The organism is Streptomyces sp. NPDC037401 (assembly GCF_055602345.1).
The window spans coordinates 179,595-203,007 of record NZ_JBVJWO010000010.1 but is presented as its reverse complement, the minus strand read 5'-3'; the positions used below and the strand labels follow the sequence as shown (position 1 = coordinate 203,007).

22 protein-coding genes and 1 pseudogene are annotated in these 23,413 nt (G+C 71.4%); 12 read left to right on the top strand and 11 right to left on the bottom strand.

Annotated features, from left to right (window positions below; all coding sequences use genetic code 11):
* Nucleotides 1–52 precede the first annotated feature (52 nt).
* Nucleotides 53–1,087, bottom strand: a complete 1,035-nt coding sequence (locus ACZ7H1_RS13265) for a family 2 encapsulin nanocompartment cargo protein polyprenyl transferase (protein WP_470786257.1) — start codon at nucleotides 1,085–1,087, stop codon at nucleotides 53–55.
* Between the two features lie 20 nt (nucleotides 1,088–1,107).
* Nucleotides 1,108–2,520, bottom strand: coding sequence for a family 2B encapsulin nanocompartment shell protein (locus ACZ7H1_RS13260; RefSeq protein WP_470786253.1), 1,413 nt, complete (start codon nucleotides 2,518–2,520; stop codon nucleotides 1,108–1,110).
* 212 nt (nucleotides 2,521–2,732) lie between these two features.
* Here ACZ7H1_RS13260 and ACZ7H1_RS13255 point away from each other — a divergent pair, with 212 nt between their 5' ends.
* The 4 genes from ACZ7H1_RS13255 to ACZ7H1_RS13240 all read left to right on the top strand — a co-directional run bounded on the left by ACZ7H1_RS13255 (nucleotide 2,733) and on the right by ACZ7H1_RS13240 (nucleotide 6,220).
* On the top strand, nucleotides 2,733–3,230 hold the full coding sequence (locus tag ACZ7H1_RS13255) for an RrF2 family transcriptional regulator (protein WP_470786251.1): 498 nt from the start codon (nucleotides 2,733–2,735) through the stop codon (nucleotides 3,228–3,230).
* A 120-nt stretch (nucleotides 3,231–3,350) separates the two neighbouring features.
* Nucleotides 3,351–4,541, top strand: a complete 1,191-nt coding sequence (locus ACZ7H1_RS13250; protein ID WP_470786250.1) for a globin domain-containing protein — start codon at nucleotides 3,351–3,353, stop codon at nucleotides 4,539–4,541.
* Between the two features lie 133 nt (nucleotides 4,542–4,674).
* Nucleotides 4,675–5,265: an N-acetylmuramoyl-L-alanine amidase gene (locus tag ACZ7H1_RS13245; protein ID WP_470786248.1), complete on the top strand. Its 591-nt coding sequence runs from the start codon at nucleotides 4,675–4,677 to the stop codon at nucleotides 5,263–5,265.
* Between the two features lie 22 nt (nucleotides 5,266–5,287).
* On the top strand, nucleotides 5,288–6,220 hold the full coding sequence (locus ACZ7H1_RS13240) for a 1-aminocyclopropane-1-carboxylate deaminase/D-cysteine desulfhydrase (protein WP_470786246.1): 933 nt from the start codon (nucleotides 5,288–5,290) through the stop codon (nucleotides 6,218–6,220).
* A 41-nt stretch (nucleotides 6,221–6,261) separates the two neighbouring features.
* Here ACZ7H1_RS13240 and ACZ7H1_RS13235 read toward each other — a convergent pair whose 3' ends face one another.
* Nucleotides 6,262–7,863 (bottom strand): Na+/H+ antiporter, encoded by a 1,602-nt coding sequence (locus tag ACZ7H1_RS13235; RefSeq protein ID WP_470786245.1) that lies wholly within the window; start codon nucleotides 7,861–7,863, stop codon nucleotides 6,262–6,264.
* Nucleotides 7,864–7,907: 44 nt separating this feature from the next.
* Between ACZ7H1_RS13235 and ACZ7H1_RS13230 the strand changes: the two genes are divergently transcribed.
* The 3 genes from ACZ7H1_RS13230 (at nucleotide 7,908) to ACZ7H1_RS13220 (ending at nucleotide 9,742) form a co-directional block, all read left to right on the top strand.
* The gene (locus ACZ7H1_RS13230; RefSeq protein WP_470786243.1) at nucleotides 7,908–8,168 is read left to right on the top strand and encodes a UBP-type zinc finger domain-containing protein; all 261 of its coding nucleotides are present in this window, start codon (nucleotides 7,908–7,910) and stop codon (nucleotides 8,166–8,168) included.
* A 204-nt stretch (nucleotides 8,169–8,372) separates the two neighbouring features.
* Nucleotides 8,373–8,786 carry an ATP-binding protein gene (locus ACZ7H1_RS13225; protein ID WP_470786241.1) on the top strand — a complete coding sequence of 138 codons (414 nt, stop codon included), beginning with the start codon at nucleotides 8,373–8,375 and terminating at the stop codon, nucleotides 8,784–8,786.
* Nucleotides 8,783–9,742: an RNA polymerase sigma factor SigF gene (locus ACZ7H1_RS13220; RefSeq protein WP_470786239.1), complete on the top strand. Its 960-nt coding sequence runs from the start codon at nucleotides 8,783–8,785 to the stop codon at nucleotides 9,740–9,742. Before ACZ7H1_RS13225 ends, ACZ7H1_RS13220 begins: the two co-directional genes overlap by 4 nt.
* 38 nt (nucleotides 9,743–9,780) lie before the next feature.
* On the opposite strand, the gene ACZ7H1_RS13215 is transcribed toward ACZ7H1_RS13220, so the two are convergent.
* Entirely contained in the window at nucleotides 9,781–10,236 is a 456-nt protein-coding gene (locus tag ACZ7H1_RS13215; RefSeq protein ID WP_470786237.1) for a hypothetical protein, read from the bottom strand.
* Nucleotides 10,237–10,308: 72 nt separating this feature from the next.
* On the opposite strand from ACZ7H1_RS13215, the gene ACZ7H1_RS13210 reads away from it, so the two are divergent.
* Together ACZ7H1_RS13210 and ACZ7H1_RS13205 are read left to right on the top strand one after the other, a co-directional pair.
* A complete protein-coding gene (locus ACZ7H1_RS13210; RefSeq protein ID WP_470786235.1) occupies nucleotides 10,309–11,277 on the top strand; it encodes a diacylglycerol/lipid kinase family protein in 969 nt (322 codons plus the stop codon).
* A 317-nt stretch (nucleotides 11,278–11,594) separates the two neighbouring features.
* Entirely contained in the window at nucleotides 11,595–11,852 is a 258-nt protein-coding gene (locus ACZ7H1_RS13205; protein ID WP_003953983.1) for a WhiB family transcriptional regulator, read from the top strand.
* A 187-nt stretch (nucleotides 11,853–12,039) separates the two neighbouring features.
* On the opposite strand, the gene ACZ7H1_RS13200 is transcribed toward ACZ7H1_RS13205, so the two are convergent.
* Nucleotides 12,040–13,524: a sensor histidine kinase gene (locus ACZ7H1_RS13200; RefSeq protein WP_470786319.1), complete on the bottom strand. Its 1,485-nt coding sequence runs from the start codon at nucleotides 13,522–13,524 to the stop codon at nucleotides 12,040–12,042.
* 371 nt (nucleotides 13,525–13,895) lie between these two features.
* Complete coding sequence (locus tag ACZ7H1_RS13195) at nucleotides 13,896–14,489, bottom strand: TetR/AcrR family transcriptional regulator (RefSeq protein ID WP_470786233.1); 594 nt, start codon at nucleotides 14,487–14,489, stop codon at nucleotides 13,896–13,898.
* A gap of 85 nt (nucleotides 14,490–14,574) precedes the next feature.
* Between ACZ7H1_RS13195 and ACZ7H1_RS13190 the strand changes: the two genes are divergently transcribed.
* A complete protein-coding gene (locus tag ACZ7H1_RS13190) occupies nucleotides 14,575–15,336 on the top strand; it encodes an SDR family oxidoreductase (RefSeq protein WP_470786231.1) in 762 nt (253 codons plus the stop codon).
* 4 nt (nucleotides 15,337–15,340) lie between these two features.
* Here ACZ7H1_RS13190 and ACZ7H1_RS13185 read toward each other — a convergent pair.
* Nucleotides 15,341–16,388 (bottom strand): annotated as a pseudogene (locus tag ACZ7H1_RS13185) (SIS domain-containing protein).
* Nucleotides 16,389–16,625: 237 nt separating this feature from the next.
* Between ACZ7H1_RS13185 and nagB the strand changes: the two are divergent.
* Nucleotides 16,626–17,411, top strand: coding sequence for a glucosamine-6-phosphate deaminase (gene nagB / locus ACZ7H1_RS13180; RefSeq protein ID WP_470786229.1), 786 nt, complete (start codon nucleotides 16,626–16,628; stop codon nucleotides 17,409–17,411).
* 94 nt (nucleotides 17,412–17,505) lie between these two features.
* Here nagB and ACZ7H1_RS13175 read toward each other — a convergent pair whose 3' ends face one another.
* The 4 genes from ACZ7H1_RS13175 to ACZ7H1_RS13160 all read right to left on the bottom strand — a co-directional run bounded on the left by ACZ7H1_RS13175 (nucleotide 17,506) and on the right by ACZ7H1_RS13160 (nucleotide 22,274).
* Complete coding sequence (locus tag ACZ7H1_RS13175; RefSeq protein ID WP_470786227.1) at nucleotides 17,506–19,041, bottom strand: glycoside hydrolase family 3 protein; 1,536 nt, start codon at nucleotides 19,039–19,041, stop codon at nucleotides 17,506–17,508.
* A 10-nt stretch (nucleotides 19,042–19,051) separates the two neighbouring features.
* Nucleotides 19,052–19,915, bottom strand: a complete 864-nt coding sequence (locus tag ACZ7H1_RS13170; RefSeq protein ID WP_470786225.1) for a carbohydrate ABC transporter permease — start codon at nucleotides 19,913–19,915, stop codon at nucleotides 19,052–19,054.
* Nucleotides 19,912–20,910 carry a carbohydrate ABC transporter permease gene (locus ACZ7H1_RS13165; RefSeq protein WP_470786223.1) on the bottom strand — a complete coding sequence of 333 codons (999 nt, stop codon included), beginning with the start codon at nucleotides 20,908–20,910 and terminating at the stop codon, nucleotides 19,912–19,914. Before ACZ7H1_RS13165 ends, ACZ7H1_RS13170 begins: the two co-directional genes overlap by 4 nt.
* 77 nt (nucleotides 20,911–20,987) lie before the next feature.
* The gene (locus ACZ7H1_RS13160) at nucleotides 20,988–22,274 is read right to left on the bottom strand and encodes an extracellular solute-binding protein (RefSeq protein WP_470786222.1); all 1,287 of its coding nucleotides are present in this window, start codon (nucleotides 22,272–22,274) and stop codon (nucleotides 20,988–20,990) included.
* A 296-nt stretch (nucleotides 22,275–22,570) separates the two neighbouring features.
* Here ACZ7H1_RS13160 and ACZ7H1_RS13155 point away from each other — a divergent pair, with 296 nt between their 5' ends.
* The gene (locus ACZ7H1_RS13155; RefSeq protein ID WP_470786317.1) at nucleotides 22,571–23,335 is read left to right on the top strand and encodes a GntR family transcriptional regulator; all 765 of its coding nucleotides are present in this window, start codon (nucleotides 22,571–22,573) and stop codon (nucleotides 23,333–23,335) included.
* The last annotated feature ends 78 nt before the right edge of the window (nucleotides 23,336–23,413 follow it).

The following is a 23,413-nucleotide window of genomic DNA, read 5'->3' as shown; positions in this document are numbered from 1 at the left end:
GGTCCCGTCTGGCCGCCGGGCCGGGCGGACGACGCCACTTCGACGACACTCCCTAGCGCGTACGCCGCGTGACGAATTCCGCCAGCGCCAGCAGCCCGCCCGCGGCCGCCGGGTCCGGCACGGCCCGGGACAGCTGCTGCACCGCCCGGCCCATCCGGTCGGCCGCGTGGACCTGTGCCCAGTCGCGCCCTCCGGCCCGCTCCACGGCGTCCGCCGCCCGCCGTACGTCGTCCCCGGCCATCGGGCCCGCGTACAGCCGCGCCAGCTCCGTCCCGGCCGCGGTGCCCGAGGTGAGGGCGGCCACGACCGGAAGGGACTTCTTGCGGGCGATCAGATCGGCGCCGGCCGGCTTGCCGGTGTGCTCCGGATCCCCCCAGATGCCGATCAGGTCGTCGATGAGCTGGAAGGCCAGCCCGGCCTCCCGGCCGAAGGCGTCGAGGGCGTCGACCTCCTCGTCGTCCGCGCCTGCGTACAGCCCCCCGAGCGCGCACGCACAGCCCAGCAGGGCCCCGGTCTTGGCCATGGCCATCGCCAGGCACTCGTCCAGGGAGACCCGGGCCCGCTGCTCGAAGGCGCAGTCCGCCTGCTGGCCGGCGCACAGCTCGACCACACAGGCCGCGAGCCGGGCCGAGGCCCGGGGAGCGGCCGGGTGCGGGTCCTGCGCCATCTCCTTCAGCGCGAGGGCGAGCATGGCGTCCCCGGTGAGGATCGCGTCCGGTATCCCGAACACGGTCCACGCCGTGGGCCGCCCCCGCCGCCGCGCGTCCTCGTCGATGACGTCGTCGTGGAGGAGGGTGAAGTTGTGCGCGAGCTCCACGGCGGCGGCCGCCCGTACCGCCTCCCCGGCCGTGCCGCCGAGCGCCGCGGCCGCGGTGAGCACCAGGGCCGGGCGGATGGCCTTCCCGGCCTGGCCCGCGGCCGGCGTGCCGTCCGCGTGCTCCCAGCCGAAGTGGTACATCGCCACCCGCCGCATCGAGCCGGGCAGCCCCTCGACCGTCCTGCGCAGCTGCGGGTTGACCGTTTCTCTCGTTGCCTCCAGCAGGGCCGCGGCCTCCTGGCCCTCGGTCAGCGCCTCGGTGATCACCACGGCCCCTCCTCCCGCGGCGCTCAGCGCCAGCGGCCGATCTCGACGTTCTCCAGCACACCGAGCGCGTCCGGGACGAGCACGGCCGCGGAGAAGTAGGCGGTGACCAGGTACGAGATGATCGCCTGCTCGCTGATGCCCATGAAGCGGACCGAGAGGCTCGGCTCCAGCTCGTCCGGGATCCCGGTCTGGTGCAGGCCGATGACGCCCTGCTCGGACTCGCCCGTGCGCATGCAGAGGATGGACGTGGTGCGGGCGTCAGTGATCGGGATCTTGGCGCACGGGAAGATCGGCACCCCGCGCCAGGCGGGCACCTGGTGATCACCGACCTGGACCGGGTCCGGGTAGAGCCCGCGCTTGTTGCACTCGCGCCCGAAGGCGGCGATGGCCTTGGGGTGGGCGAGGAACATCTTGGAGCCGCGCCGCATGCTCAGCAGCTGGTCCATGTCGTCGGGGCTGGGTGCGCCGTCGTGCGGCTGGATGCGCTGGTCGTAGTCGGCGTTGTGCAGCAGGCCGAAATGGCGGTTGTTGACCAGCTCGTGCTCCTGGCGCTCGCGGAGCGCCTCGACGGTCAGCCGCATCTGCTGCTCGGTCTGGTTCATCGGCTGGTTGTAGAGGTCCGCGACACGCGTGTGGACCTTCAGCACGGTCTGGGCGATGCTCAGCTCGTACTCGCGCGGCGCCGCGTCGTAGTCGACGAACGTACCGGGCAGAACCGGTTCTCCGACATGGCCGGCGGCCAGGTCGATCGCAGCCTCGCCGTAGTGGTTGGTGCGCTGCGGCGGCAGGCTGCGGACGCGCCGGACGTGGTCGGCCAGCGACTCCACCCGGTCGGACAGCAGCTGGAAGTCCTGCCGGCTGAGGACGAGCACGGTGCCGGAGGTCGCGGCCCGGGCCGTGAACTCCCAGATCCCCTCCTCCTCGACGAGGCTGCCCTCGCCGAAGTACGCGCCGTCCGCGAGGGTGCCGAGCACGGCGTCGTCGCCGTAAGGGCCGGGGCCGACCTGCTCGATGCGGCCGTGCGCCAGCAGGAACACGTCCGTGGCGGGGCTGCCGAAGGACGTGAGCTCCTCACCCGCCGAGAAGTCGCGCTGGCGGCAGCGCAGGGCGAGCTCGGTGAGCACGTCGAGGTCCTCGTAATCGCGCAGCAGCGGCAGTTCGCCGAGCTCCGCCGGGATGACCTGTACCTGGTCTCCGGTCTTGACGAACGTCACGCGCCCGTCGCCGACCGAGTAGCTCAGCCGGCGGTTCACCCGGTACGTGCCGCCCTGCACCGACACCCACGGCAGCGTCTTGAGGAGCCACCTGGAGGTGATCTCCTGCATCTGCGGCGCGGACTTGGTGGTGGTTGCCAAGTTCCGCGCGGCCGCGGTACCAAGGCTGCGCTGTGGCAGCGACTGGCCCTCACGAGTTTCGGAACCTGCCTGGACCGACATCCTTTTCCCTTTCGATCACGCAAATGACCTGCGGGACGGAAGCCTGTCAGCACTGAGCGTGATCGGAACATTACACAAAAGGGTGGGACTACTCGGCCCGGGTCTGGGCACGTTCTGGAGTTCACCTCCGTCCGCGGACCACCTGCCCTTTTCGGCCACATCACTCGGGCCGTTAATTTGCGTCCAAGATGCAAGTTTTCTACCGTGAGGCCATGCGCCTGACGCGATTCACCGACCTGGCCCTGCGCGTGCTCATGCGGCTCGCCGTCGAGGAGGGGGACCTCCCGACCACCCGCGACGTGGCGGCGACCATGCAGGTCCCGTACACGCACACGGCGAAGGTGGTCGCACGGCTGCAGCACCTGGGCCTGGTCGAGGCGCGGCGCGGCCGGGGCGGCGGGCTCACCCTCACCACGGCCGGACGCACCGCATCCGTCGGAGGGCTGGTCCGCGAACTGGAGGGCGCGGACGACGTGGTGGAGTGCGAGGGCTCCACCCCGTGCCCGCTGCGCTCCGCCTGCCTGCTGCGCGGCGCGCTGCGCCGGGCCCAGGAGGCCTTCTTCGCCTCGCTCGACCCGCTCACGGTGGACGAGCTCGTGGGGGCGCCCACCGGTCCGCTGCTGCTCGGGATCACGGGCGGCGCCCCCGGAACGGCCGGGAGACCGGCGGACCGATCCCCGCACACGCACCCCGCACCCCCTGGCCGATAAAGGAGGGGCGGGCACCCCCCCAGCCGTTCGGGCGAACGGAAGAACGAATCCATCCCGGCGCCTGCGCGCCCGAAAATACGACTCTCAAATACCAATTAACGAAGGAACGAGGAGCCCCTGATGCTGTCCGAGAAGTCGACCGGAACCGTCCGTGCCACCCTGCCCGCCGTCGGAGCGGCCATCGGCGACATCACGGCGCTCTTCTACACGAAGCTGTTCGAGGCCCACCCCGAGCTGCTGCGCGACCTCTTCAACCGCGGCAACCAGGCCGCCGGGCTCCAGAAGCAGGCCCTCGCGGGCTCCATAGCCGCCTTCGCCGGCCACCTCGTCGAGCAGCCCGGCACCCGCCCGGACGTGATGCTGCACCGCATCTCCCACAAGCACGCCTCCCTCGGCGTCACCCGCGAGCAGTACGCGGTCGTCCACCGCCACCTCTTCGCGGCGATCGCCGAGGTGCTCGGCGACGCCGTCACCCCCGAGGTCGCCGCCGCCTGGGACGAGGTCTACTGGCTGATGGCGAACGCCCTCGTCGCCATCGAGGAGCGCCTGTACGCCGGGCAGCAGGTCGCGGCCGGCGACGTCTGGCGCACGTGGACGGTGACCGGCCGCACCGAGGAGACCGCCGACTGCACCACCTTCCGGCTCGCCCCCGCAGACGGCTCCCCCGCCCCCGCCCACCTGCCCGGCCAGTACGTCTCCGTACAGGTCGGGCTCGCCGACGGCGCCCGCCAGATCCGGCAGTACAGCCTCTCCGGCGCCCCCGGAGCCCCGGACCGCACCATCACCGTCAAGCGGGTCCACGGCGGCGCCGGCCCGGACGGCGAGGTCTCGAACCACCTCCACGCACACGTCCGCCCCGGCGACACCCTGCGCGTCTCGGCCCCGTACGGCGACCTCGTCCTCGGCGACACCACCGCGCCCCTGCTCCTCGCCTCCGCCGGCATCGGCTGCACCCCCATGCTGGCGATGCTGGAGCACCTCGCCGGGACCGGGCACCGCGCCCCGGTCACCGTCGTGCACGCCGACCGCTCCCCGGCCGACCACGCGCTGCGCACCGACCACCGGGCCCTGACCGGCAAGCTCCCCGACGCGGCGGCCCACTTCTGGTACGAGGACGGCGCCGCGGCCGGGGACCGCAGCGGCCGGGTCGACCTGTCCGCGCTCCCGCTGGCCCCCGGCACCCGCGCGTACCTCTGCGGGCCGCTCCCCTTCATGCGCGCGGTGCGCGAACAGCTGCTGGAGCGGGGTGTCCCGGCCGCGGACATCCACTACGAGGTCTTCGGCCCGGACCTCTGGCTCGCCGGCGCCTGACCCCATCACAGCGGGTGACCGAATCGGCTCGCACGCTGTACGAAAGGGGTAGCCCCGGAAGCGGAACCTCCGGTACACCCGCGGTACGGGCGGCTGCGAAAGGCAGTCGTCACGTCCGCAAAGGAGGCCGCTCATGGCCGCACCCATGTCCGCGGGAGAATTCAGGCACGCACTGGTCGGCGAAGGGCTGACGGTCGTCGAGGTCGGCGACTGGCGCACGCACAACCGCAATCACAAGGGCCCCTGGGGGCCGGTCCACGGGGTCATGATCCACCACACCGTCACCCAGGGCACGGCGGCCACCGTCCGTATCTGCCGCGACGGCCACTCGACCCTCCCCGGGCCGCTGTGCCACGGGGTGATCAGCAAGGACGGACGGGTCCACCTCGTCGGCTACGGCCGTACGAATCACGCCGGTTCCGGGGACGGTGACGTGCTCGCCGCCGTCGTCGCGGAGAAGGCCCTGCCCCCGGACAACCAGGCCAACCGCGACGGCAACACCCACTTCTACGGATTCGAGTGCGAGAACCTCGGCGACGGCGAGGACCCCTGGCCGGCCGTCCAGCTCGACGCGATCGCGCGGGCCGCTGCAGCCGTCTGCCGGCACCACGGCTGGACCGCGCGCTCGGTGATCGGCCACCTCGAATGGCAGCCGGGCAAGGTCGACCCGAGGGGCTTCACCATGCAGTCCCTGCGCGACCGGGTGCACGAACGCCTCAAGTGACCCCGGCCGCGACAATGGGGAGGTGACCGACCCCCGCCCCGCCGACCCCGCCGCCGACCCGCTCGCCGTGCTCGGGGCGCGCCTGCCCTCCCCCCTCCAGGAGCTGGAGGACGAGCGCTTCTCCCGGTACGGCGTGCGCCTGCTGCTGAAGCGGGACGACCTCGTGCACCCGGAGGTCCCGGGCAACAAATGGCGCAAGCTCGGGCCGAACGTCCGGGCGGCGGTGGCGGCGGGACGGCAGGAGCTGGTGACCTTCGGGGGCGCGTACTCGAACCACTTGAGGGCCACCGCGGCGGCCGGGCGGCTCCTCGGCCTCGGCACGGTCGGGATCGTCCGCGGCGAGGAGCTGGCCGGCCGGCCGCTGAACCCGTCACTCGCCCGCTGCGCGGCCGACGGCATGCGGCTGCACTTCGTGCCGCGGTCGGTGTACCGGCGCAAGGCGGAGCCGGAGGTGCTGGCCTCACTGCTCGCGGAGGCCGGGACGCCCGGCGCGTACGTCGTCCCCGAGGGCGGGAGCAACCGGGCCGCCGTGCACGGCTGCGTGGATCTGGGGCGCGAGCTGCGGGGGGTGTCGGAGGTCGTGGCGCTGGCGTGCGGGACGGGCGGCACCGTGGCCGGGCTCTCGGCAGGTCTGGGGCCGCACCAGCGGGCGCTGGGCATCCCGGTGCTGAAGGGGTCCTTCCTCGCAGCGGAGATACGTTCCTTCCAAGAAGCCGCCTTCGGCGCACCGCTGGCCAACTGGAGCCTGGACGAGCGTTTCCACTTCGGCGGCTTCGCCCGCACGCCCCCCGAACTCACCGCCTTCGCGGAGGGGTTCGAGGAGCGTCACGGGGTGCCGGTGGAACGGATCTACGTGGCCAAGCTGCTCTACGCGCTGACCGCGCTGGCCGGCGCCGGGGCCTTCCCCCCGGGCACCGCCGTGACCGCCGTCCTCACCGGCCCGCCGCTCGACTAGCCTGCCGGACCACGATCGTGGCGCGGTCGCAGGCAGGACCCCTAGGACTCCGATTCGCGGTACGCCGCCGCCTCCTCCAGGTCCAGGCGGCGCAGCAGGGAGCGGAGCATCTCGTCGTCGATGCGCCGGGCGTCGCGCAGCGAGACGAAGACTTCCCGTTCGGCCGAGATCATCTCCCGGGACAGCCTGCGGTACGTGTCGTCCGCCGACTCCCCCGTCTCCGGGTTCACCCCGCCCAACCGCTCCCACACGGCGTTGCGGCGGCGCTCCAGCACCGTCCGCAGCCGGTCCGCCAGCGGTGCCGGCAGGGTGTTCGCGGGCGACGCCAGCAGCTCCGTGAGCCGTTCGTCCGCGGCCCGCGAGGCCTCGCTCTGCGCCTGCGCCTCCGCCAGCGTCTCCGCCTGCACGTCGCGCGGGGGCAGCCGCAGCATCCGGATCAGCCACGGCAGGCTCAGCCCCTGGACCACCAGCGTGCCGATCACGGTGGTGAAGGTGAGGAAGAGGATCAGGTTCCGGTACGGGAAGTCCTCGCCCCCGTCGACCGTCATGGGGATCGAGAAGGCGATGGCCAGGGAGACCACGCCCCGCATCCCGGCCCAGCCCACGATCACCGGCGCCTTCCAGCTGGTGTCCGGCTCGCGCGAGCGGATCCGGTCGGACAGCATCCGCGGGAGGAAGGTCGCCGGGAAGACCCAGACGAACCGGGCGACCACCACCGCCAGGAACACCGCCACCGCGTACCAGGCCGCGTGCGGGCCGGCGTACTCCTCCCCCAGCCCGTCCAGGACCACCGGCAGCTGGAGGCCGATGAGGGCGAAGACCACCGATTCGAGGATGAAGGCGATCATCTTCCAGACGGCCTCCTCCTGGAGCCTGGTCGCGAAGTCGACCTGCCAGGCCCGGTGCCCCAGGTAGAGCGCGACGACGACCACCGCGAGCACCCCCGATGCGTGGACGCGCTCGGCGGCGGCGTACGCCACGAACGGGATCAGCAGGGACAGGGTGTTCTGGAGCAGCGGCTCGCGCAGCCGGGTCCGCAGATGGTGGATCGGGACCATCAGCAGCAGTCCCACGCCGACCCCGCCCACCGATGCCAGGAGGAATTCCGCGATGCCGCCCGCCCAGCCCGCGCCCTCGCCGACCACCGCGGCCAGGGCCACCTTGTAGGCGGTGATCGCGGTGGCGTCGTTGACCAGCGACTCCCCCTGGAGGATGGTCGTGATGCGCGGCGGCAGGCCGAGCTTGCGGGCGATGGCGGTGGCGGCGACCGCGTCCGGCGGGGCGATCACCGCGCCCAGCACCAGCGCGGCGGTCAGCGGCAGGCCCGGAACGACCAGGTGGGCGGCGTAGCCGACGGCGAGCGTCGCGAAGAGCACGTAGCCGACCGACAGCAGGGCCACGGGCCGGACGTTCGCCCGCAGGTCGAGGTACGAGCTGTCCACCGCGGCCGTGTAGAGCAGGGGCGGCAGCAGCAGCGGCAGCACGATGTGCGGGTCGAGCGCGTAGTCGGGCACACCGGGCAGGTACGCGGCGAGCAGCCCCGTCGCCACGAGCAGCAGCGGCGCCGGGACCGGTGTCCTGCGGGCCACCCCCGCCACGGCGGCGCTGCCCGCCACCAGTGCCACCAGCGGCAATACCTCCATCGTCCGGACCCGTCCTCACTCGTCTCCGTCGTAACCTGGCCATCATGAGCGAGTGCACGCACGTTCCCGAACTGCCGCGCCCCGAGCCCGGGCCGCGCACCATGACCTGTGCGGCCTGCCTGGCGGTCGGCAGCCACCCGGTGCAGCTGCGGATGTGCCTGTGGTGCGGCCACGTGGGCTGCTGCGACTCCTCGCCGCACCGGCACGCCACCGCCCACTACCACGAAACGGGACATCCCGTGATGCGCAGCTACGAGCCCGGGGAGACCTGGCGGTGGTGTTTCGTGGACGCGTCGATCGTCTGAGGACCGCCGCGATTCGATCGCGCGCGGAGGGGTAGGTCAACCCTCCGCCGGTTCCCTTGAATTGGGCCCGCAGACCCCTAGCCACTGTGCGTACCCGCGGGCTTACCATCAGTCACTGTCGTCGGATGGGGGTGCCGCGACACGATCGCCCGTATCGCGGTAGCGTCACCGGCGAACAGAGCTCGTACCACCTTGGAGGTGAGGGTGTCCCAGATCGCAGGCGAGCCCGGGACCCAGGACTTCGTCGAAGTCCGGCTGCCGGCCGCGGGTGCCTATCTGTCGGTGTTGCGTACGGCCACGGCCGGACTTGCCGCACGCTTGGACTTCACCCTCGACGAGATCGAGGACCTGCGCATCGCGGTCGACGAGGCGTGCGCGATCCTGCTCCAGCAGGCCGTGCCCGGCTCCGTCCTCAGCTGTGTGTTCCGGCTGGTGGACGATTCGCTGGAGGTGACCGTCTCGGCGCCGACCACCGACGGACGGGCACCCGAGCGCGACACGTTCGCGTGGACGGTGCTGTCGGCCCTGGCCGGCAAGGTCGAGTCGACGGTCGCCGAGGACAAGACGGTGAGCATCAGCCTCTACAAACAGCGCGGCGCGGGACCAGGACCGGCGTGAGCGGCGGGGACATCCCGGTGCGGGGCGAGGAACGGCCCCGGGCGGCGCACGGTTCCGGCGGGGACATCCCGGAACAGCAGCACGCCCGGCCTCACCCTGCGGAAGACGGCTTTTTGGACTCGGCGGAGCGACGGGCGGGCCCTATGAGCGAGAACCAGCACGAACTCAACGCGGAGCGCGTCGAGCACGCGGAGCACGATCCCCGCGACCGCAGCGGCGCGCGGGCTCTGTTCCTGAAGTTGCGGGAACTCCCCGAGGGGTCTCCGGAGCGGGCCGAGCTGCGCAACCGGCTGGTGCGGATGCACCTGCCGCTGGTCGAGCACCTGGCCCGCCGGTTCCGCAACCGCGGCGAGCCGCTCGACGACCTGACCCAGGTCGCCACGATCGGCCTGATCAAGTCGGTGGACCGGTTCGACCCGGACCGCGGCGTCGAGTTCTCGACGTACGCGACTCCGACGGTCGTCGGGGAGATCAAGCGGCACTTCCGTGACAAGGGCTGGGCGGTTCGGGTGCCCCGGCGGCTCCAGGAGCTGCGGCTGTCGCTGACCACGGCGACGGCGGAGCTGTCCCAGCAGCACGGCCGCTCCCCGACGGTCCACGAGCTGGCCGAGCGGCTCGGAATCTCCGAGGAGGAGGTGCTGGAGGGGCTGGAATCGGCCAATGCCTACAGCACGCTGTCCCTGGACGTGCCGGACACGGACGACGAGTCCCCGGCGGTGGCGGACACCCTCGGCGCGGAGGACGAGGCGCTGGAGGGCGTCGAGTACCGGGAGTCGCTCAAGCCCCTGCTGGAGGGCCTCCCGCCGCGCGAGAAGCGGATCCTGCTGCTCCGCTTCTTCGGGAACATGACCCAGTCGCAGATCGCCCAGGAGGTCGGCATCTCGCAGATGCACGTCTCCCGGCTGCTGGCCCGCACCCTGGCCCAGCTCCGGGACAAGCTCCTGGTCGAGGAGTAGCGGAGAGTGACGGAGGGCGGCGGGCCTGCGGCCTGCCGTCAGCGGCCGGTGCCCCCGGTTTCCGGGGCGCCGATGCCGAGGGCCTCGGTCGCGGCCGGGTGGAGCAGCAGGACGAAGACCGCCACGGCCGCCAGGGCCAGCGCCACGGCCGCGGCGATCATCGCGCCGCCCGAGTTGTAGAGGGTCCAGGCGACGGGGAGGGCCATCAGCTGGGTGATCAGGGCCGGGCCGCGGCTCCAGCGGCGGCGCAGCCGCAGGCCGCGGGCCGCCACGAGCGGCAGAGCGGCGAGCGCGAGCATGGTGATCCCGCCGGTCTCGGCCTGCTGCGGCGAGTCCGGGTTGCCGAGCAGCCCCATGACCAGCATGGAGATGCCCAGGCCCAGCAGGGCGAGCCCTTCCAGCGCGGTGAGCGCGGCGGCGGCGGTCAGCCGGGCGGGGACCGGCCCGGCGGGGACGGCGGCGGCGGGGGTGACGGGGGGCTGCTTCGTACTCACCCCAGCAGGGTAGCCCTGCCCAAGGGGCGGGCAGTATGGGCGCCGAGGTGACGGGTGGGTAGGCTGCTGCTCATGCGTGCACTCCTCGTGGCGAATCCGGCGGCAACGACCACCAGTGCGCGCACGCGCGACGTCCTGATCCATGCGCTGGCCAGCGAGATGAAGCTGGAGGCCGTCACCACCGAGTACCGCGGCCACGCGCGGGACCTGGGGCGGCGCGCGGCCGAGAGCGACGACATCGAGCTGGTGGTGGCCCTCGGCGGCGACGGCACGGTCAACGAGGTCGTCAACGGCCTGCTGCACCAGGGCCCGGACCCGGAGCGCCTGCCCCGCCTCGCGGTGGTCCCCGGCGGATCGACGAACGTCTTCGCGCGGGCGCTGGGCCTCCCCAACGACGCGGTCGAGGCGACGGGCGCGCTGCTGGACGCGCTGCGGGAGCAGCGGGAGCGGACCGTGGGGCTCGGACTGGCCGCTGGCGCCCCCGGCACCGAGGACGAGATGGTGCCCGCGCGCTGGTTCACGTTCTGCGCGGGGTTCGGCTTCGACGCGGGCGTGGTGGGCCGGGTCGAGCAGCAGCGGGAGCGCGGGAAGCGTTCGACGCACGCGCTGTACGTACGGCAGCTGCTGCGCCAGTTCCTGGAGGAGCCGAACCGGCGGAACGGCACCGTCACGCTGGAGCGGCCGGGCGCGGATCCGGTGCGGGACCTGGTGCTCTCGATAGTGTGCAACACGTCCCCGTGGACGTATCTGGGAAACCGGCCACTGTACGCGTCCCCGGCGGCGTCGTTCGACACCGCACTTGACGTGCTGGGACTCAGCCGTTTGTCAACTCCGGCCATCGCGCGGTACGCGACACAGCTCCTGACCTCGTCTCCTGAGCGCGGCCCGCACGGCAAGCATGCGACCTCTCTGCACGATCTGACGGACTTCACCTTGCATTCGAAGGTTCCCCTCCCCTTCCAGATGGACGGCGATCACCTGGGACTGCGCACGAGCGTGCGGTTCACAGGCGTACGCCGTGCACTGCGTGTGATTGTGTGAGTGGAAGGGCCTTTAGCCCTTCCACTCGAACGTTTAGGCGCCGGTCCACCCCATAGAAGTACGGCTGTGACCTAGTCGACACCGACGAATCAAAAAAAACTTTCCGGAAGGGGTTGTATCCCCGTCCGAGGTTTGCGAATCTCTACATGGCGATCGGGACAGCCCGCAGAACCGGCACCCACGAAGACCGCCAGAACCCCTCCACGAATCACGGACCGCACCAGGCGACTGGGCGACGGCCCTTCCCTCGCGTAGGGATTCGTGAAAGCGTTCACATTCACAAGCAACGTGCAAGTCACACAAGAGAGGTAGCAGCCATGGACTGGCGTCACAACGCCGTTTGTCGTGAGGAAGACCCCGAGCTGTTCTTCCCCATCGGCAACACCGGTCCTGCGCTGCTGCAGATCGAGGAAGCCAAGGCCGTCTGCCGCCGCTGCCCCGTCATGGAGCAGTGCCTGCAGTGGGCGCTCGAGTCCGGCCAGGACTCCGGCGTCTGGGGCGGCCTCAGCGAGGACGAGCGCCGCGCGATGAAGCGCCGCGCCGCTCGCAACCGGGCGCGCAACGCCAGCGCCTGATATCGACTTTCGAGCCTCGAGCCGCAGCGCGTAGAACTCCGATAGCGCTCAGCAACGTGCTCTTGAGCCCCGGACCGGAAATTCGGTCCGGGGCTCAGTGCCGTCCCGGGTCCGCATAGTCCGGGATATACCCGAACTCGGCGCGGAATAACGCCGGTTGGCGATTCCGCTACTTCTGCTGGTTCTGCTACTTCTGCGCGCTGGCCGGCACGTCGAGGACGACCTTGGTGCCGCGTTCCGCGCCCGGCTGCATGTCGAAGCTGCCGCCCAGTTCGCCTTCGACGAGCGTCCGCACGATCTGCAGGCCCAGATTTCCCGCGCGCTGCGGGTCGAAGCCCTCGGGCAGCCCGCGGCCGTCGTCCACCACGGTGATCAGCAGGCGCGCATCGTCACGCCCCGTGCCCGTGCGCACCGCGGAGACCTCGACCGTGCCCTGCTCGGCCGGCGCGAAGGCGTGCTCCAGGGCGTTCTGGAGCACCTCGGTCAGCACCATCGACAGCGGGGTGGCCACCTCGGCGTCGAGGATCCCGAACCGGCCGGTGCGCCGACAGGCGACCTTGCCCGGGGAGATCTCCGCGACCATCGCGATCACGCGGTCGGCGATCTCGTCGAACTCCACCCGCTCGTCCAGGTTCTGAGACAGCGTCTCATGCACGATGGCGATCGAACCGACGCGCCGGACGGCCTCGTTGAGCGCCTCGCGGGCACTGCCGCCGCCCGGTGCGGAGGTGTCCATCCGGCGGGCCTGGAGCCGCAGCAGCGCCGCGACCGTCTGGAGGTTGTTCTTCACCCGGTGGTGGATCTCCCGGATGGTCGCGTCCTTGGTGATCAGTTCGCGTTCGCGACGGCGCAGCTCGGTGACGTCACGGCACAGGACCAGCGATCCGATCCGGGTGCCCTTCGGCTTGAGAGGGATCGCGCGCAGCTGGATGACTCCGCCGTTGCCGTCGACCTCGGTCTCGCGGGGGGCCCAGCCGCTGGCCAGCTTGACGAGCGCCTCGTCCACCGGGCCCCGGGACGGGGCGAGTTCGGCGGTGGTGGTGCCCAGGTGCTGGCCGACGAGGTCGGAGGCGAGGCCGAGCCGGTGGTACGCGGAGAGCGCGTTGGGGCTCGCGTACGTGACCACGCCGTCGGCGTCGAGCCTGATCAGGCCGTCGCCGACGCGCGGGGAGGCGTCCATGTCGACCTGCTGGCCGGGGAACGGGAACGTTCCGGCTGCGATCATCTGGGCCAGGTCCGAGGCCGACTGGAGGTACGTGAGCTCGAGCCGGCTCGGCGTACGGACCGTGAGCAGGTTGGTGTTGCGGGCGATCACGCCCAGGACGCGGCCTTCGCGGCGGACCGGGATGGACTCGACCCGTACCGGGACCTCCTCGCGCCACTCCGGGTCGCCCTCGCGGACGATCCGGCCCTCGTCGAGGGCGGCGTCCAGCAGCGGGCGGCGGCCCCGCGGAACCAGGTGGCCGACCATGTCGTCCTGGTACGAGGTGGGGCCGGTGTTCGGGCGCATCTGGGCGACCGAGACGTAGCGGGTGCCGTCCAGCGTCGGGACCCACAGCACGAGGTCCGCGAAGGACAGGTCGGAGAGCAGCTGCCACTCCGAGACCAGCATGTGGAGCCACTCCAGGTCGGTGTCACTGAGAGCGGTGTGCTGACGTACGAGGTCGTTCATGGAGGGCACGTCAGCGAGGGTACCCGGGCTCGGGCCATGACTTTCGCCATGGGGAATACCCAGGAGAGGCAGCTTCCGCGTATGTTGGAGGAAGTGACGGGATTCCGAGCCCTGTCATTGGATGGACAGAACAGAATGGTCTAGTCCACAATGCTGTAAGAGAATCAGGCTTCCGCCCTCCCCGCACAGGAGGACGGATCGAGGTGAGCAGCGCGTTCTGCCCTGACCGCGCACCCACCTCCCCCGGCCGCCGGGACCGCACACCCGCCGGCCGAAGCACTCCGGGCTGCGGTGCCGGACGGGTTGAGGGTCCCGTCCCGGCACCGTGGCCCAGGGGGTGAACCACCCGCTCCGCCGCTCGCCGCGATCGCTCAGCGCGGCCAGGCCAGCATCGCCTGCTCCGCCACCGCCTTCAGCTGCTCGTGGGTCGCGCCGTCGCGCGCCTGCTGCGACATCCCCTGGATCACGGCCCCGGTGTAGCGGGCCAGCGCCGAAGCGTCCGTGCCGGCCGGCAGCAGCCCGACGGCGACGTCCGCGCGGATCCGGCTCTCGAACAGCTCGATGTTGGCGTTGCGCCGTTCCCGCATGGCCTGCGCCACCTCCGGGACCGTGCAGTTGATCGCGGCGCTGACCACCAGGCAGCCCGCCGGGTGGGCCGGATCGGTGTAGATCTCCGCCGCCTCGCGCAGGATCCGGACCATGGCCTCCCGCACGGTGGGCTCCTCTTCGAGGGCCTTGAGCGCGAAGCCGCCGTACGCCGCCGCGTACGCCTGGACGACCTCGTCGAACAGGCTGCGCTTGTCGCCGAAGGCCGCGTAGAGGCTGGGGGCGCCGATGCCCAGCGCCCTGGTCAGGTCGGCGATCGAGGTCGCCTCGTAGCCGTGCTCCCAGAAGGCCCGCATGGCCTGCTCGAGCGCCGCGTCTCGGTCGAAGGAGCGGGGCCTGCCGCGCTGTCCGGTCACCATGCGCCCAATTCTATAGCGGGCACTAGGGAATCTGGTACGGTCCCTTTCTGTAGCGACCACTATCGATTTCGAAGGGGGGCGCGTCATGGGCGTGCTCAGTGGGAAGACGGCCGTCGTGACCGGGGGCGGGCGGGGCATCGGACGGGCGGTCTCGGAGCGGCTGGCCAAGGACGGTGCGCTGGTTGCCGTGCACTACGGGGGCAACGAGGCCGCCGCCGCGGAGACGGTCGGGGCGATCGAGGCGGCCGGCGGGCGGGCCTTCGCGGTCCGGGCGGAGTTCGGGGCACCGGGCGACGCGGCCGCGCTCTGGGCGGCGTACGAGGCCCACCCGGACAGCACGGAGCACGTGGACGTCCTGGTGAACAACGCGGGTGGGGCCACGTTCGCCACGCTCGCGGACACGGACGAGGAGGCCTACGACCGGGCGCACGCGGTCAACGCCCGCGCACCCTTCTTCGTGATCAAGCACGGACTGCCGCGGCTGCGCGAAGGCGGCCGGATCGTCAACGTCACCGGAACCCCGGACATCGCCCTCCCGGCCATCCTGGCCACGGTCATGGCCAAGGGTGCGGTGAACGCGCTCACCCGGTCGCTGGCGGCGGAGCTCGCACCGCGCGGGATCACGGTGAACTCGGTGGGCCCCGGCATCACCGAGACCGACCTCAACAGCGCCTGGCTCGCCGACCCGGCGGCCCGCGCCCACGCGTCCTCCCGGTCGGTGTTCGGCCGCATCGGCACGGCGTCCGAAGTCGCCGACGTCGTGGCCTTCCTGGCCTCGGCGGACTCCCGCTGGGTCACCGGACAGCACCTGAACGCGACCGGCGGCCTCCAGATGGCGCTGCTCTAGATCTTCACCGCGTCTCGGTGACCTTCGCCAGGGCGCGGGGCGCGTCCGGGTCCTGGCCGCGGGCGAGGGTGATCTCGTGGGCGAGGAGCTGCAGCGGCAGGATCTCCAGCAGGGGTTGCAGCTCCTCCGGTACGCCGTCGACGGGCAGGACGAAGCCCGCCGAGGCAGCGTCCACCTCGGCCTGCGGCCCGATGACGCACAGGTCCGCGCCCCGGCCCCGGAGCCGGTCGAGTACGGGCCGCAGGGCCTGCCCGCCGCGGCCGCCGGTGACCACGGCGATCACCGGGGAGATGTTGTCGACCATGGCGAGCGGGCCGTGCAGGAGGTCGGCGCCGGAGTACGCGAGCGCGGGGATGTAGCTGGTCTCCATCAGCTTCAGGGCGGCCTCGCGGGCGGTCGGGTACCCGAAGCCGCGCGAGGTGATGACCATCCGCTCGGCGAAGCGGTAGCGGGCGGCGAGGGTCCGCACTTCCTCGCCGCGGCCCAGGATCTCCTCGGCGAGGCCGGGCAGGGCCGCCGCCTCGCCGGTGCCGTCCGCACCGCGCAGGGCCTCCGTGAAGAGGTAGTAGGGCCAGCAGCGAGGCGGTGTACGTCTTGGTGGCGGGCAGGGCCTTCTCGGGGCCCGCCAGGATGTCGATGTGGTGCTCGCTGACGGCGGCGAGGGCCGAGTCGGGGTTGTTGGTCACGGCGAGGGTGACCGCGCCGGCGGCGCGCGCGGCCTGGGTGGAGGCCACGAGGTCCGGGGAGCCGCCGGACTGGCTGACCGTGACGACGAGCACGTCGTCGAGGCGGGGCCGGGCGCCGTACGCGGTGACGGTGGACATCGAGCTGAGGCCGCAGGGCAGGCCGTGCCGCACCTCCAGCAGGTACTTGGCGTACAGGGCGGCGTGATCGGAGCTCCCGCGGGCCGCGAGCAGGACGAACCGCGGGCGGCGGGCGGCGATCGCCTCCGCCGTGGCGCGGACCGCCTGCGCGCCGTCGGCGAGGATCCGCCTCCAGACCCCGGGCTGCTGCCCCATTTCGGCGGCCATGATGCTGCCGGGCCGTTCCATGCGCACCTCCGCTGAGTGACGCCCGTCCACAGCCGTCCGGCCCCGGTGGAGCGGCCCGGCACGGGGGTGCCGGGAGGCCGCCGGGGCGGAATCGGCCGACCATGGAGTCAGTCGAGCACGGGAGCCGGACGGGACGCCAGCGGAACGCCTGTGAGCAGGCCTTCGCTCTGCTAGATTGGACCCAGATTGGTCTATACCATACGTGCCCACCACCTTCTCAGATCGGCAGGCCCCAGCGTGGAAGTTGTCATCGTTCCGGACGCCAAGGCAGGCGGCGAGCTCATCGCGGAGGCCATGGCCGCCCTGGTCCGACGCAAGCCCGACGCCCTGCTCGGCGTGGCCACCGGCTCGACCCCGCTGCCCGTCTACGAGGCCCTCGCGGCCAAGGTCCGCGCCGGTGAGGTCGACGCCTCGCGCGCGCGCATCTGCCAGCTCGACGAGTACGTCGGACTGCCCGCCGGGCACCCCGAGTCCTACCGGTCCGTCGTCCTGCGCGAGGTCGTGGAGCCGCTCGGACTGTCCGAGTCGTCGTTCATGGGCCCGGACGGCTCCGCCGAGGACGTCGTGGCGGCCTGCGAGGCGTACGACCAGGCGCTCGCGGGCGCCGGCGGCGTCGACCTGCAGCTGCTCGGCATCGGCACCGACGGCCACATCGGCTTCAACGAGCCCTGTTCCTCCCTGGCGTCCCGCACCCGCATCAAGACGCTCACCGAGCAGACCCGCGTCGACAACGCCCGCTTCTTCGACGACGACATCGACCAGGTGCCGCACCACGTCATCACCCAGGGCATCGGCACCATCCTCGACGCCCGCCACCTGGTGCTGCTGGCCACCGGCGAGGGCAAGGCCGAGGCGGTCGCGCAGACCGTCGAGGGCCCGGTCTCCTCGCTCGTCCCGGCGTCCGCGCTCCAGCTCCACCGCCACGCGACCGTGGTCGTGGACGAGGCCGCCGCCTCGAAGCTCAAGCTCGTCGACTACTTCCGCCACACCTACGCCAACAAGCCGCAGTGGCAGGGCCTCTAGCCTGCGGCCCCCGACCGGCACGCGGAAAGGCCGGGCGCTCCCGAAGGAGTGCCCGGCCTTTCGCGTTCCGCCCGCCGGGGGCTAGGTCTTGTGGTCAAAGTCCCGTCTGGCCGGCGACGACTTCCGCCGCGGCGCGGCCGCAGACGCGCGAGGCGCCGTGCGTGGCGACGTGGAGCGCGCCGCGCGGCTCGGCCCGCGGCAGGCCCATCTCGACCACGACCGTGTCCGGGCGGGCCTCGACCAGTGCGTCCAGGGCCCCGGTCATCCACGGGTGCCGGTGGGCGTCGCGGACGACCGCGACGATCCGGCGGTCGCCCGCGGCGGCCAGGACCTCGGCGGCCCGGGAACCCTCGCCGTAGCTGCCGGCCTCGGTGCCCGGGAGCAGCTCCGCCAGCTCGGCGGCCGGGCCCCACGGGGTCTCGTCGCCGACCGCGATGTTCGCGACCGGCGCCAGGGTGGCGACGTACGGGGCCTTGACCGGGACCTCCAGGGCGCCGGTCACGCGGACCGCGCGGCGGGCGGCGACCAGGCCGACGGGCGAGGCCTGCGAGCCGGGTGCGCTCCCCTCCTCAAGCGGCGCACCCGGCCCCGTGGCGACCCGGGCCTGCCGGGTCCAGTCGGCGAGGGCCCGTACCCGGGCGGCTGCGTCGGCGAGCCGCTCCTCGGGGAGGCTGCCCTCGCGCACGGCGTCGACGAGTGCGTCGCGCAGGCGCAGCACCGTCTCCTCGTCGGCGAGGCCGCCGCCGACGCAGATGGCGTCGGCGCCCGCGGCGATGGCGAGGACGGAGCCGCGCTCGATGCCGTAGGTGCCGGCGATGGCGTTCATCTCCATGCCGTCGGTGACGATCAGGCCCTCGTAGCCGAGCTCGCCGCGCAGCAGACCGGTGAGGATCTGCGGGCTGAGGGTGGCGGGCCGGGTCGGGTCGAGCGACGGGAGCAGGATGTGCGCGCTCATGATCGCCTTGGTGCCCGCGGCCATGGCCGCCTTGAAGGGCACGAGCTCGCGCTCGTACAGCGTCTCCAGCGGGGCGTCGATCCGCGGCAGCGCGTGGTGCGAGTCGACGTTGGTGTCGCCGTGGCCCGGGAAGTGCTTGGTGCACGCGGCGACACCGGCGGCCTGGAGGCCCTCGACGTACGCGGCGGTGTGCCGGGCCGTCAGCAGGGTGTCGGCGCCGAAGGACCGGACGCCGATGACCGGGTTGTCGGGGTTGGAGTTGACGTCGGCGGACGGCGCCCAGTTGAGGTTGACGCCGCACTCGGCGAGCCGGCGGCCGAGCTCGCGGGCCACCTCGCGGGTCAGCTCCGTGTCGTCGACGGCGCCGAGGGCGAGGTTGCCGGGGAAGGAGGAGCCGCCGCGGACCTCGAGGCGGGTGACGTCGCCGCCCTCCTCGTCGATCGCGACGAGGACGTCGTCCCGCACGGCGCGCAGCTGCGCGGTGAGCGCGGCGAGCTGTCGGGGCGAGGCGATGTTGCGGCCGAAGAGGCCGACGGCGGTGAGGCCCTGGTCGATCTGGCGCAGCAGCCAGTCGGGGGCGGTGGTGCCGGCGAAGCCCGGCTGGAGCACGGCCAGGGCGTCGCGGGTGAGGCCGTCGTGGTCGGGCACGGACGTACGGTGGGCGGTGATCGTCATCGGGAGCGGGTCATCCCTTCACTGCGCCGGCGGTCAGGCCCGCGGCCATCTTCCGCTGGACGATGAGGAACAGCACGACGATCGGGACGGCCATCATGGTGGAGCCGGCCATCATCGGGGCGAACTCGGTGCCGTTCTTGGTGATGAAGTTGCTGAGCCAGACGGTGGCGGTCTGGTTCTGCTGGCTCATCAGCATGAGCGCGTACAGGTACTCGTTCCACGCCTGGATGAAGCCGTAGACGGAGGTGGCCACCATGCCCGGGGCGAGCAGCGGGAAGACCACGCGCATGAAGGCGCCGGTGGGGGTGCAGCCGTCGACCATGGCCGCCTCCTCCAGCTCCTTCGGGATGTTCACGATGAAGCCGCGCAGGGTCCACACGGTGAAGGGCAGGATGAAGGTCAGGTACGTGATGATCAGGCCCGTGAGCTTGTCGTACTGACCGAGGTCGTTCAGCAGCAGGAACACCGGGATGATCATCGCGACGAGCGGGATCATCTGGACGGCGAGGATGCCGACGATCACGATCTTGCGGCCGCGGAAGGCGAACCGGGAGATGGCGAGGGCCGCCAGCATGCCGACGAGGATGCCGATGAACACCACGACGAGCGAGACGACCGCGGACCGGCCGACCGGTCCCCAGAAGTCGTTGATCTCCAGGGCGCGCCGGAAGTTGTCGAGCGTCCAGGTCGTGGGGAAGAAGTGCGGGTTCGGGTCGATCGCGTCCTTGGCCGGCTTGAAGGCCGTGTTCAGCATCCAGTAGACCGGGAAGCCGGCCGTGATGAAGACCAGGAGGCCGAGGAGGTTCCAGCCGAACTTCGACTTCTTGAAGACCTTGCGGCGTGCGAGGCGCGGGGTCGCGCTGGTCGAGGTCACTCCACCTCTCCGATCTTGAGCATCTGGCGCATGTAGACGGCGACGACGCCGAGCAGCAGCAGGACGGTCACGAGGGCGATCGCCGAGCCGCCGGAGTAGTCGTTGACCACGAAGGCCTGCTGGTACGAGTACGTGGTCAGCAGCTGGAACTCCGCCTCGGGGTTGCCGTTGCGCATCACGAAGACCTGCGGGAAGACGCCCATGTCCCAGATGACCGAGAGGGTGGTCAGCATGACGATGATCGGCTTCAGGATGGGCAGCGTGACGTGGCGGAACACGCCCCAGGCGCCGGCGCCGTCGAGGCGGGCGGCCTCTTCGAGCTCCTTGGGGACCTGGGTGAGGCCCGCGGCGAGGGTGATGACGACGAACGGCACCGCGCCCCAGACCACCAGGAGCATGATCACGGCGAGGCCCTGGGGGCCGCTGGCGAACCAGTTGTGGCCGATCATGTCCACGCCGGGCAGCTTGCTCATCAGGTAGTTGAGGACGCCGTAGTCGGCGTCGAAGAGCCACTTGAAGATGGCGGTGGAGACCAGGATCGGCATGCCCCAGCTGGCCACGAGGGCCACGCTGATGAGCGCCTTGACCCAGCCGGAGACCCGCTGCATCAGCAGGGCTATGAGCATGCCCAGCACCATGGTGAGCACGACCGCGCCGACCGCGAAGACCGCGGTGCGGACGACGACCGCCCAGAACTCGCCGTCGCCGAGGATCTTGGTGAAGTTCTCGAAGCCGACGAACTCGGCTTCCTTGAACCCCCAGAGCTCGGACTTGCCGAAGCTCTGGAAGGAGAGGGCGACCAGCCGGTACAGCGGGTAACCCATGACGAGCACGATGACCAGCAGGCACGGGGCCAGCAGCAGCCAGGGAGTCGCGGCGGAACCCTTGCGTTCCGGCTTTCCCTGCTTGCCGGCGCCGTTCCCTGTATCCGCTCCGGTGGGACTCGGCTGCTTCGCCGGTGGCAGATCGGCGGTGGTTGTCTGTGCGGCACTCATCGCGCGCTCCTCAGGGGTCCCTCTCTCGGTACGGGCAGCAGGGCCCCGCCTCGGTGGCGGGGCCCTGCCCAGTCAGGTCACTTGGTGTTGATGACCTTGTCGATCTCGGCGTCGGCGGCCTTGGCCGCGTCCTCGACCGACTTCTTGCCGGTGCCGATCTCCTGGAGCATCGTCTGGAGGACCTTGGCCTTCTCGATCTGGCCCCAGCCCGGCGCCGTCGGGACGAACCACGAGGACTCGGCGGCGGTGGCCGCGACCTGGGTCTTCGGGTCGGCCTTCAGCGGCGCGAGGTCCGTCTTGTTGTTCGGCAGGTTGCCCTTGGCGATCAGGCCGGCCTGGCCCTTGGCGCCGGTGAAGGCGTTGATCCACTCGGCGGCGATGTCCTTGGCGCCGGACTTGGACGGGATGGCCAGGTCGGAACCGCCGAGGAAGACCGGGAGGTTCTTGCCGTTCGGGCCGGGCATCACGAAGTTCTCGAGCTTGTCGGCGAGCTTGCCGACCTTGTCGCTCTCCGGGGCGGCCGCGGTGGCGCCCTCCCAGCCGGCGGCGAAGATCGTCGCGGCGTTGCCCTGGCCGAAGACGACCGGGCGGTCGGCCTCGTCCTTGGTCTTGTCGCCGTGCATGTACTTGTCGAGGATCTCCTTGTACTGCTTGAGACCCTTCAGCGACTCGGCGGAGGACAGGGAGCCCTTCCACTGGCCGCCCTCGTTCTTCGCGATGGCGCCGCCGGCGTCGTAGACGAAGGACATCGCGGCGTACCAGTCCGGCGAGGGCTGGTACCAGGCGCTGAACTTGTCGCCCTTCTTCGCCTGGATGGCGTCGAGCGCCTTGGTCAGCTCGGCCCAGCTCTTCGGAGCAGCCTTGACGCCCGCCTCGGCGGCAATGTCCTTGCGCCAGGTGCCCACGCGGCCACCGGCGTAGTAGGGGACGCCGTAGGTCTTGCCGTCGTAGGTCACGGACTCCTTGAGGGCGTCCAGCCAGGCGGCGGAGTTGTCGAACTTCGACGGGTCGACCTCGGAGAAGGCGCCGGTCGACATGTAGCCGATCATCTCGGAGTTGCCCATCTCGACAACGTCCGGAGCCTTGTCCGTGGCGAGCACGGCGTCCAGCTTGGCGTTCTTGTCCGGCCAGCCGTAGTACTCGTGCTTGATCTTCAGACCCGGGTGCTTGGCGACGATCGCGGCGTCGGCCGCATCGACCAGGTCCTTCCAGTTGTTCTGGGCGTCGACCGTCAGCCAGACGGTCAGCTCCTTCGCGGCGGAGGGCTTGCTGCCGCCGTCGTTCTTGTCCTCGGAACCGCCGCACGCCGCCAGGCCGATAACCATGCCCGCGACACCAACCGCCGCGATGAGCTTGCGCTTCACGCCACCCTCCTCAGGGATGCCTGCACTCCCCCTGCCCGCCGACGGTGACATACGCCAAGTACTGAGTACTGCCCGTGGGGCTGGGTACTGATCCATATTGGTTTAGACCAGTAGCCTGGAGCTTGGCCTAGACCTTTGGGGGTGTCAAGGGTGTAATAAACGAGGGGTCAGTCCGTTATCGGACCGACACCTCAGGGAGGGGCGAGGTCCGTGCTCCGGCCCGTGTCACGATGTGACCGCACACAACGGAGGAGCCGGTGACGGCAACGAGACTGGAGTCGGGAAGGCGGGCGGCGATGGCCACCGAAGGGGCGCTCACGGAGCCGGAGAGCGGGGCAGCCACTCGTACCGCGCGCGTGCCCAAGTACTACCGACTCAAGCGCCATTTGCTCGACATGACCGAAACGCTCCCGCCCGGCACCCCGGTCCCGCCGGAGCGCACGCTGGCGGCCGAGTTCGACACCTCCCGGACCACGGTCCGGCAGGCACTGCAGGAGCTCGTCGTCGAGGGGCGACTGGAGCGCATCCAGGGCAAGGGGACCTTCGTCGCCAAGCCCAAGGTCTCCCAGCCCCTCCAACTCTCCTCCTACACCGAGGACATGCGGGCCCAGGGGCTGGAGCCGACGTCCCAGCTCCTGGACATCGGCTACGTGACCGCGGACGACACCCTCGCCGGCCTGCTCAAGATCACCACCGGCGGCCGGGTCCTGCGCATCGAGCGGCTGCGGCTGGCGAGCGGCGAGCCCATGGCGATCGAGACCACGCACCTGTCGGCCAAGCGCTTCCCGGCGCTGCGCCGTTCGCTCGTCAAGTACACCTCGCTCTACACCGCCCTCGCGGAGGTGTACGACGTCCGGCTCGCCGAGGCCGAGGAGACCATCGAGACCTCGCTGGCCACCCCGCGCGAGGCGGGCCTGCTGGGCACCGATGTCGGCCTGCCGATGCTGATGCTCTCCCGCCACTCGTTCGACGCCGACGGCGAGCCCGTCGAGTGGGTCCGCTCCGTCTACCGCGGCGACCGGTACAAGTTCGTGGCCCGTCTGAAGCGCCCCGCCGTCTGATTCGCATATCGCTCTCGTACCGGATTGCGGACGGGGGCTTACGTACAGCGGTCGGGTCCCCGTAGATTCCTGCGCCCA

What these genes read in the sequence shown, in the direction of transcription:
- ACZ7H1_RS13260 (WP_470786253.1), bottom strand. Translation starts at nt 2,520, where the DNA reads ATGTCGGTCCAGGCAGGTTCCGAAACTCGTGAGGGCCAGTCGCTGCCA.
- ACZ7H1_RS13255 (WP_470786251.1), top strand. Translation starts at nt 2,733, where the DNA reads ATGCGCCTGACGCGATTCACCGACCTGGCCCTGCGCGTGCTCATGCGG.
- ACZ7H1_RS13250 (WP_470786250.1), top strand. Translation starts at nt 3,351, where the DNA reads ATGCTGTCCGAGAAGTCGACCGGAACCGTCCGTGCCACCCTGCCCGCC.
- ACZ7H1_RS13245 (WP_470786248.1), top strand. Translation starts at nt 4,675, where the DNA reads ATGGCCGCACCCATGTCCGCGGGAGAATTCAGGCACGCACTGGTCGGC.
- ACZ7H1_RS13235 (WP_470786245.1), bottom strand. Translation starts at nt 7,863, where the DNA reads ATGGAGGTATTGCCGCTGGTGGCACTGGTGGCGGGCAGCGCCGCCGTG.
- ACZ7H1_RS13230 (WP_470786243.1), top strand. Translation starts at nt 7,908, where the DNA reads ATGAGCGAGTGCACGCACGTTCCCGAACTGCCGCGCCCCGAGCCCGGG.
- ACZ7H1_RS13210 (WP_470786235.1), top strand. Translation starts at nt 10,309, where the DNA reads ATGCGTGCACTCCTCGTGGCGAATCCGGCGGCAACGACCACCAGTGCG.
- ACZ7H1_RS13205 (WP_003953983.1), top strand. Translation starts at nt 11,595, where the DNA reads ATGGACTGGCGTCACAACGCCGTTTGTCGTGAGGAAGACCCCGAGCTG.
- ACZ7H1_RS13200 (WP_470786319.1), bottom strand. Translation starts at nt 13,524, where the DNA reads ATGAACGACCTCGTACGTCAGCACACCGCTCTCAGTGACACCGACCTG.
- ACZ7H1_RS13195 (WP_470786233.1), bottom strand. Translation starts at nt 14,489, where the DNA reads ATGGTGACCGGACAGCGCGGCAGGCCCCGCTCCTTCGACCGAGACGCG.
- ACZ7H1_RS13190 (WP_470786231.1), top strand. Translation starts at nt 14,575, where the DNA reads ATGGGCGTGCTCAGTGGGAAGACGGCCGTCGTGACCGGGGGCGGGCGG.
- ACZ7H1_RS13175 (WP_470786227.1), bottom strand. Translation starts at nt 19,041, where the DNA reads ATGACGATCACCGCCCACCGTACGTCCGTGCCCGACCACGACGGCCTC.
- ACZ7H1_RS13165 (WP_470786223.1), bottom strand. Translation starts at nt 20,910, where the DNA reads ATGAGTGCCGCACAGACAACCACCGCCGATCTGCCACCGGCGAAGCAG.
- ACZ7H1_RS13155 (WP_470786317.1), top strand. Translation starts at nt 22,571, where the DNA reads ATGGCCACCGAAGGGGCGCTCACGGAGCCGGAGAGCGGGGCAGCCACT.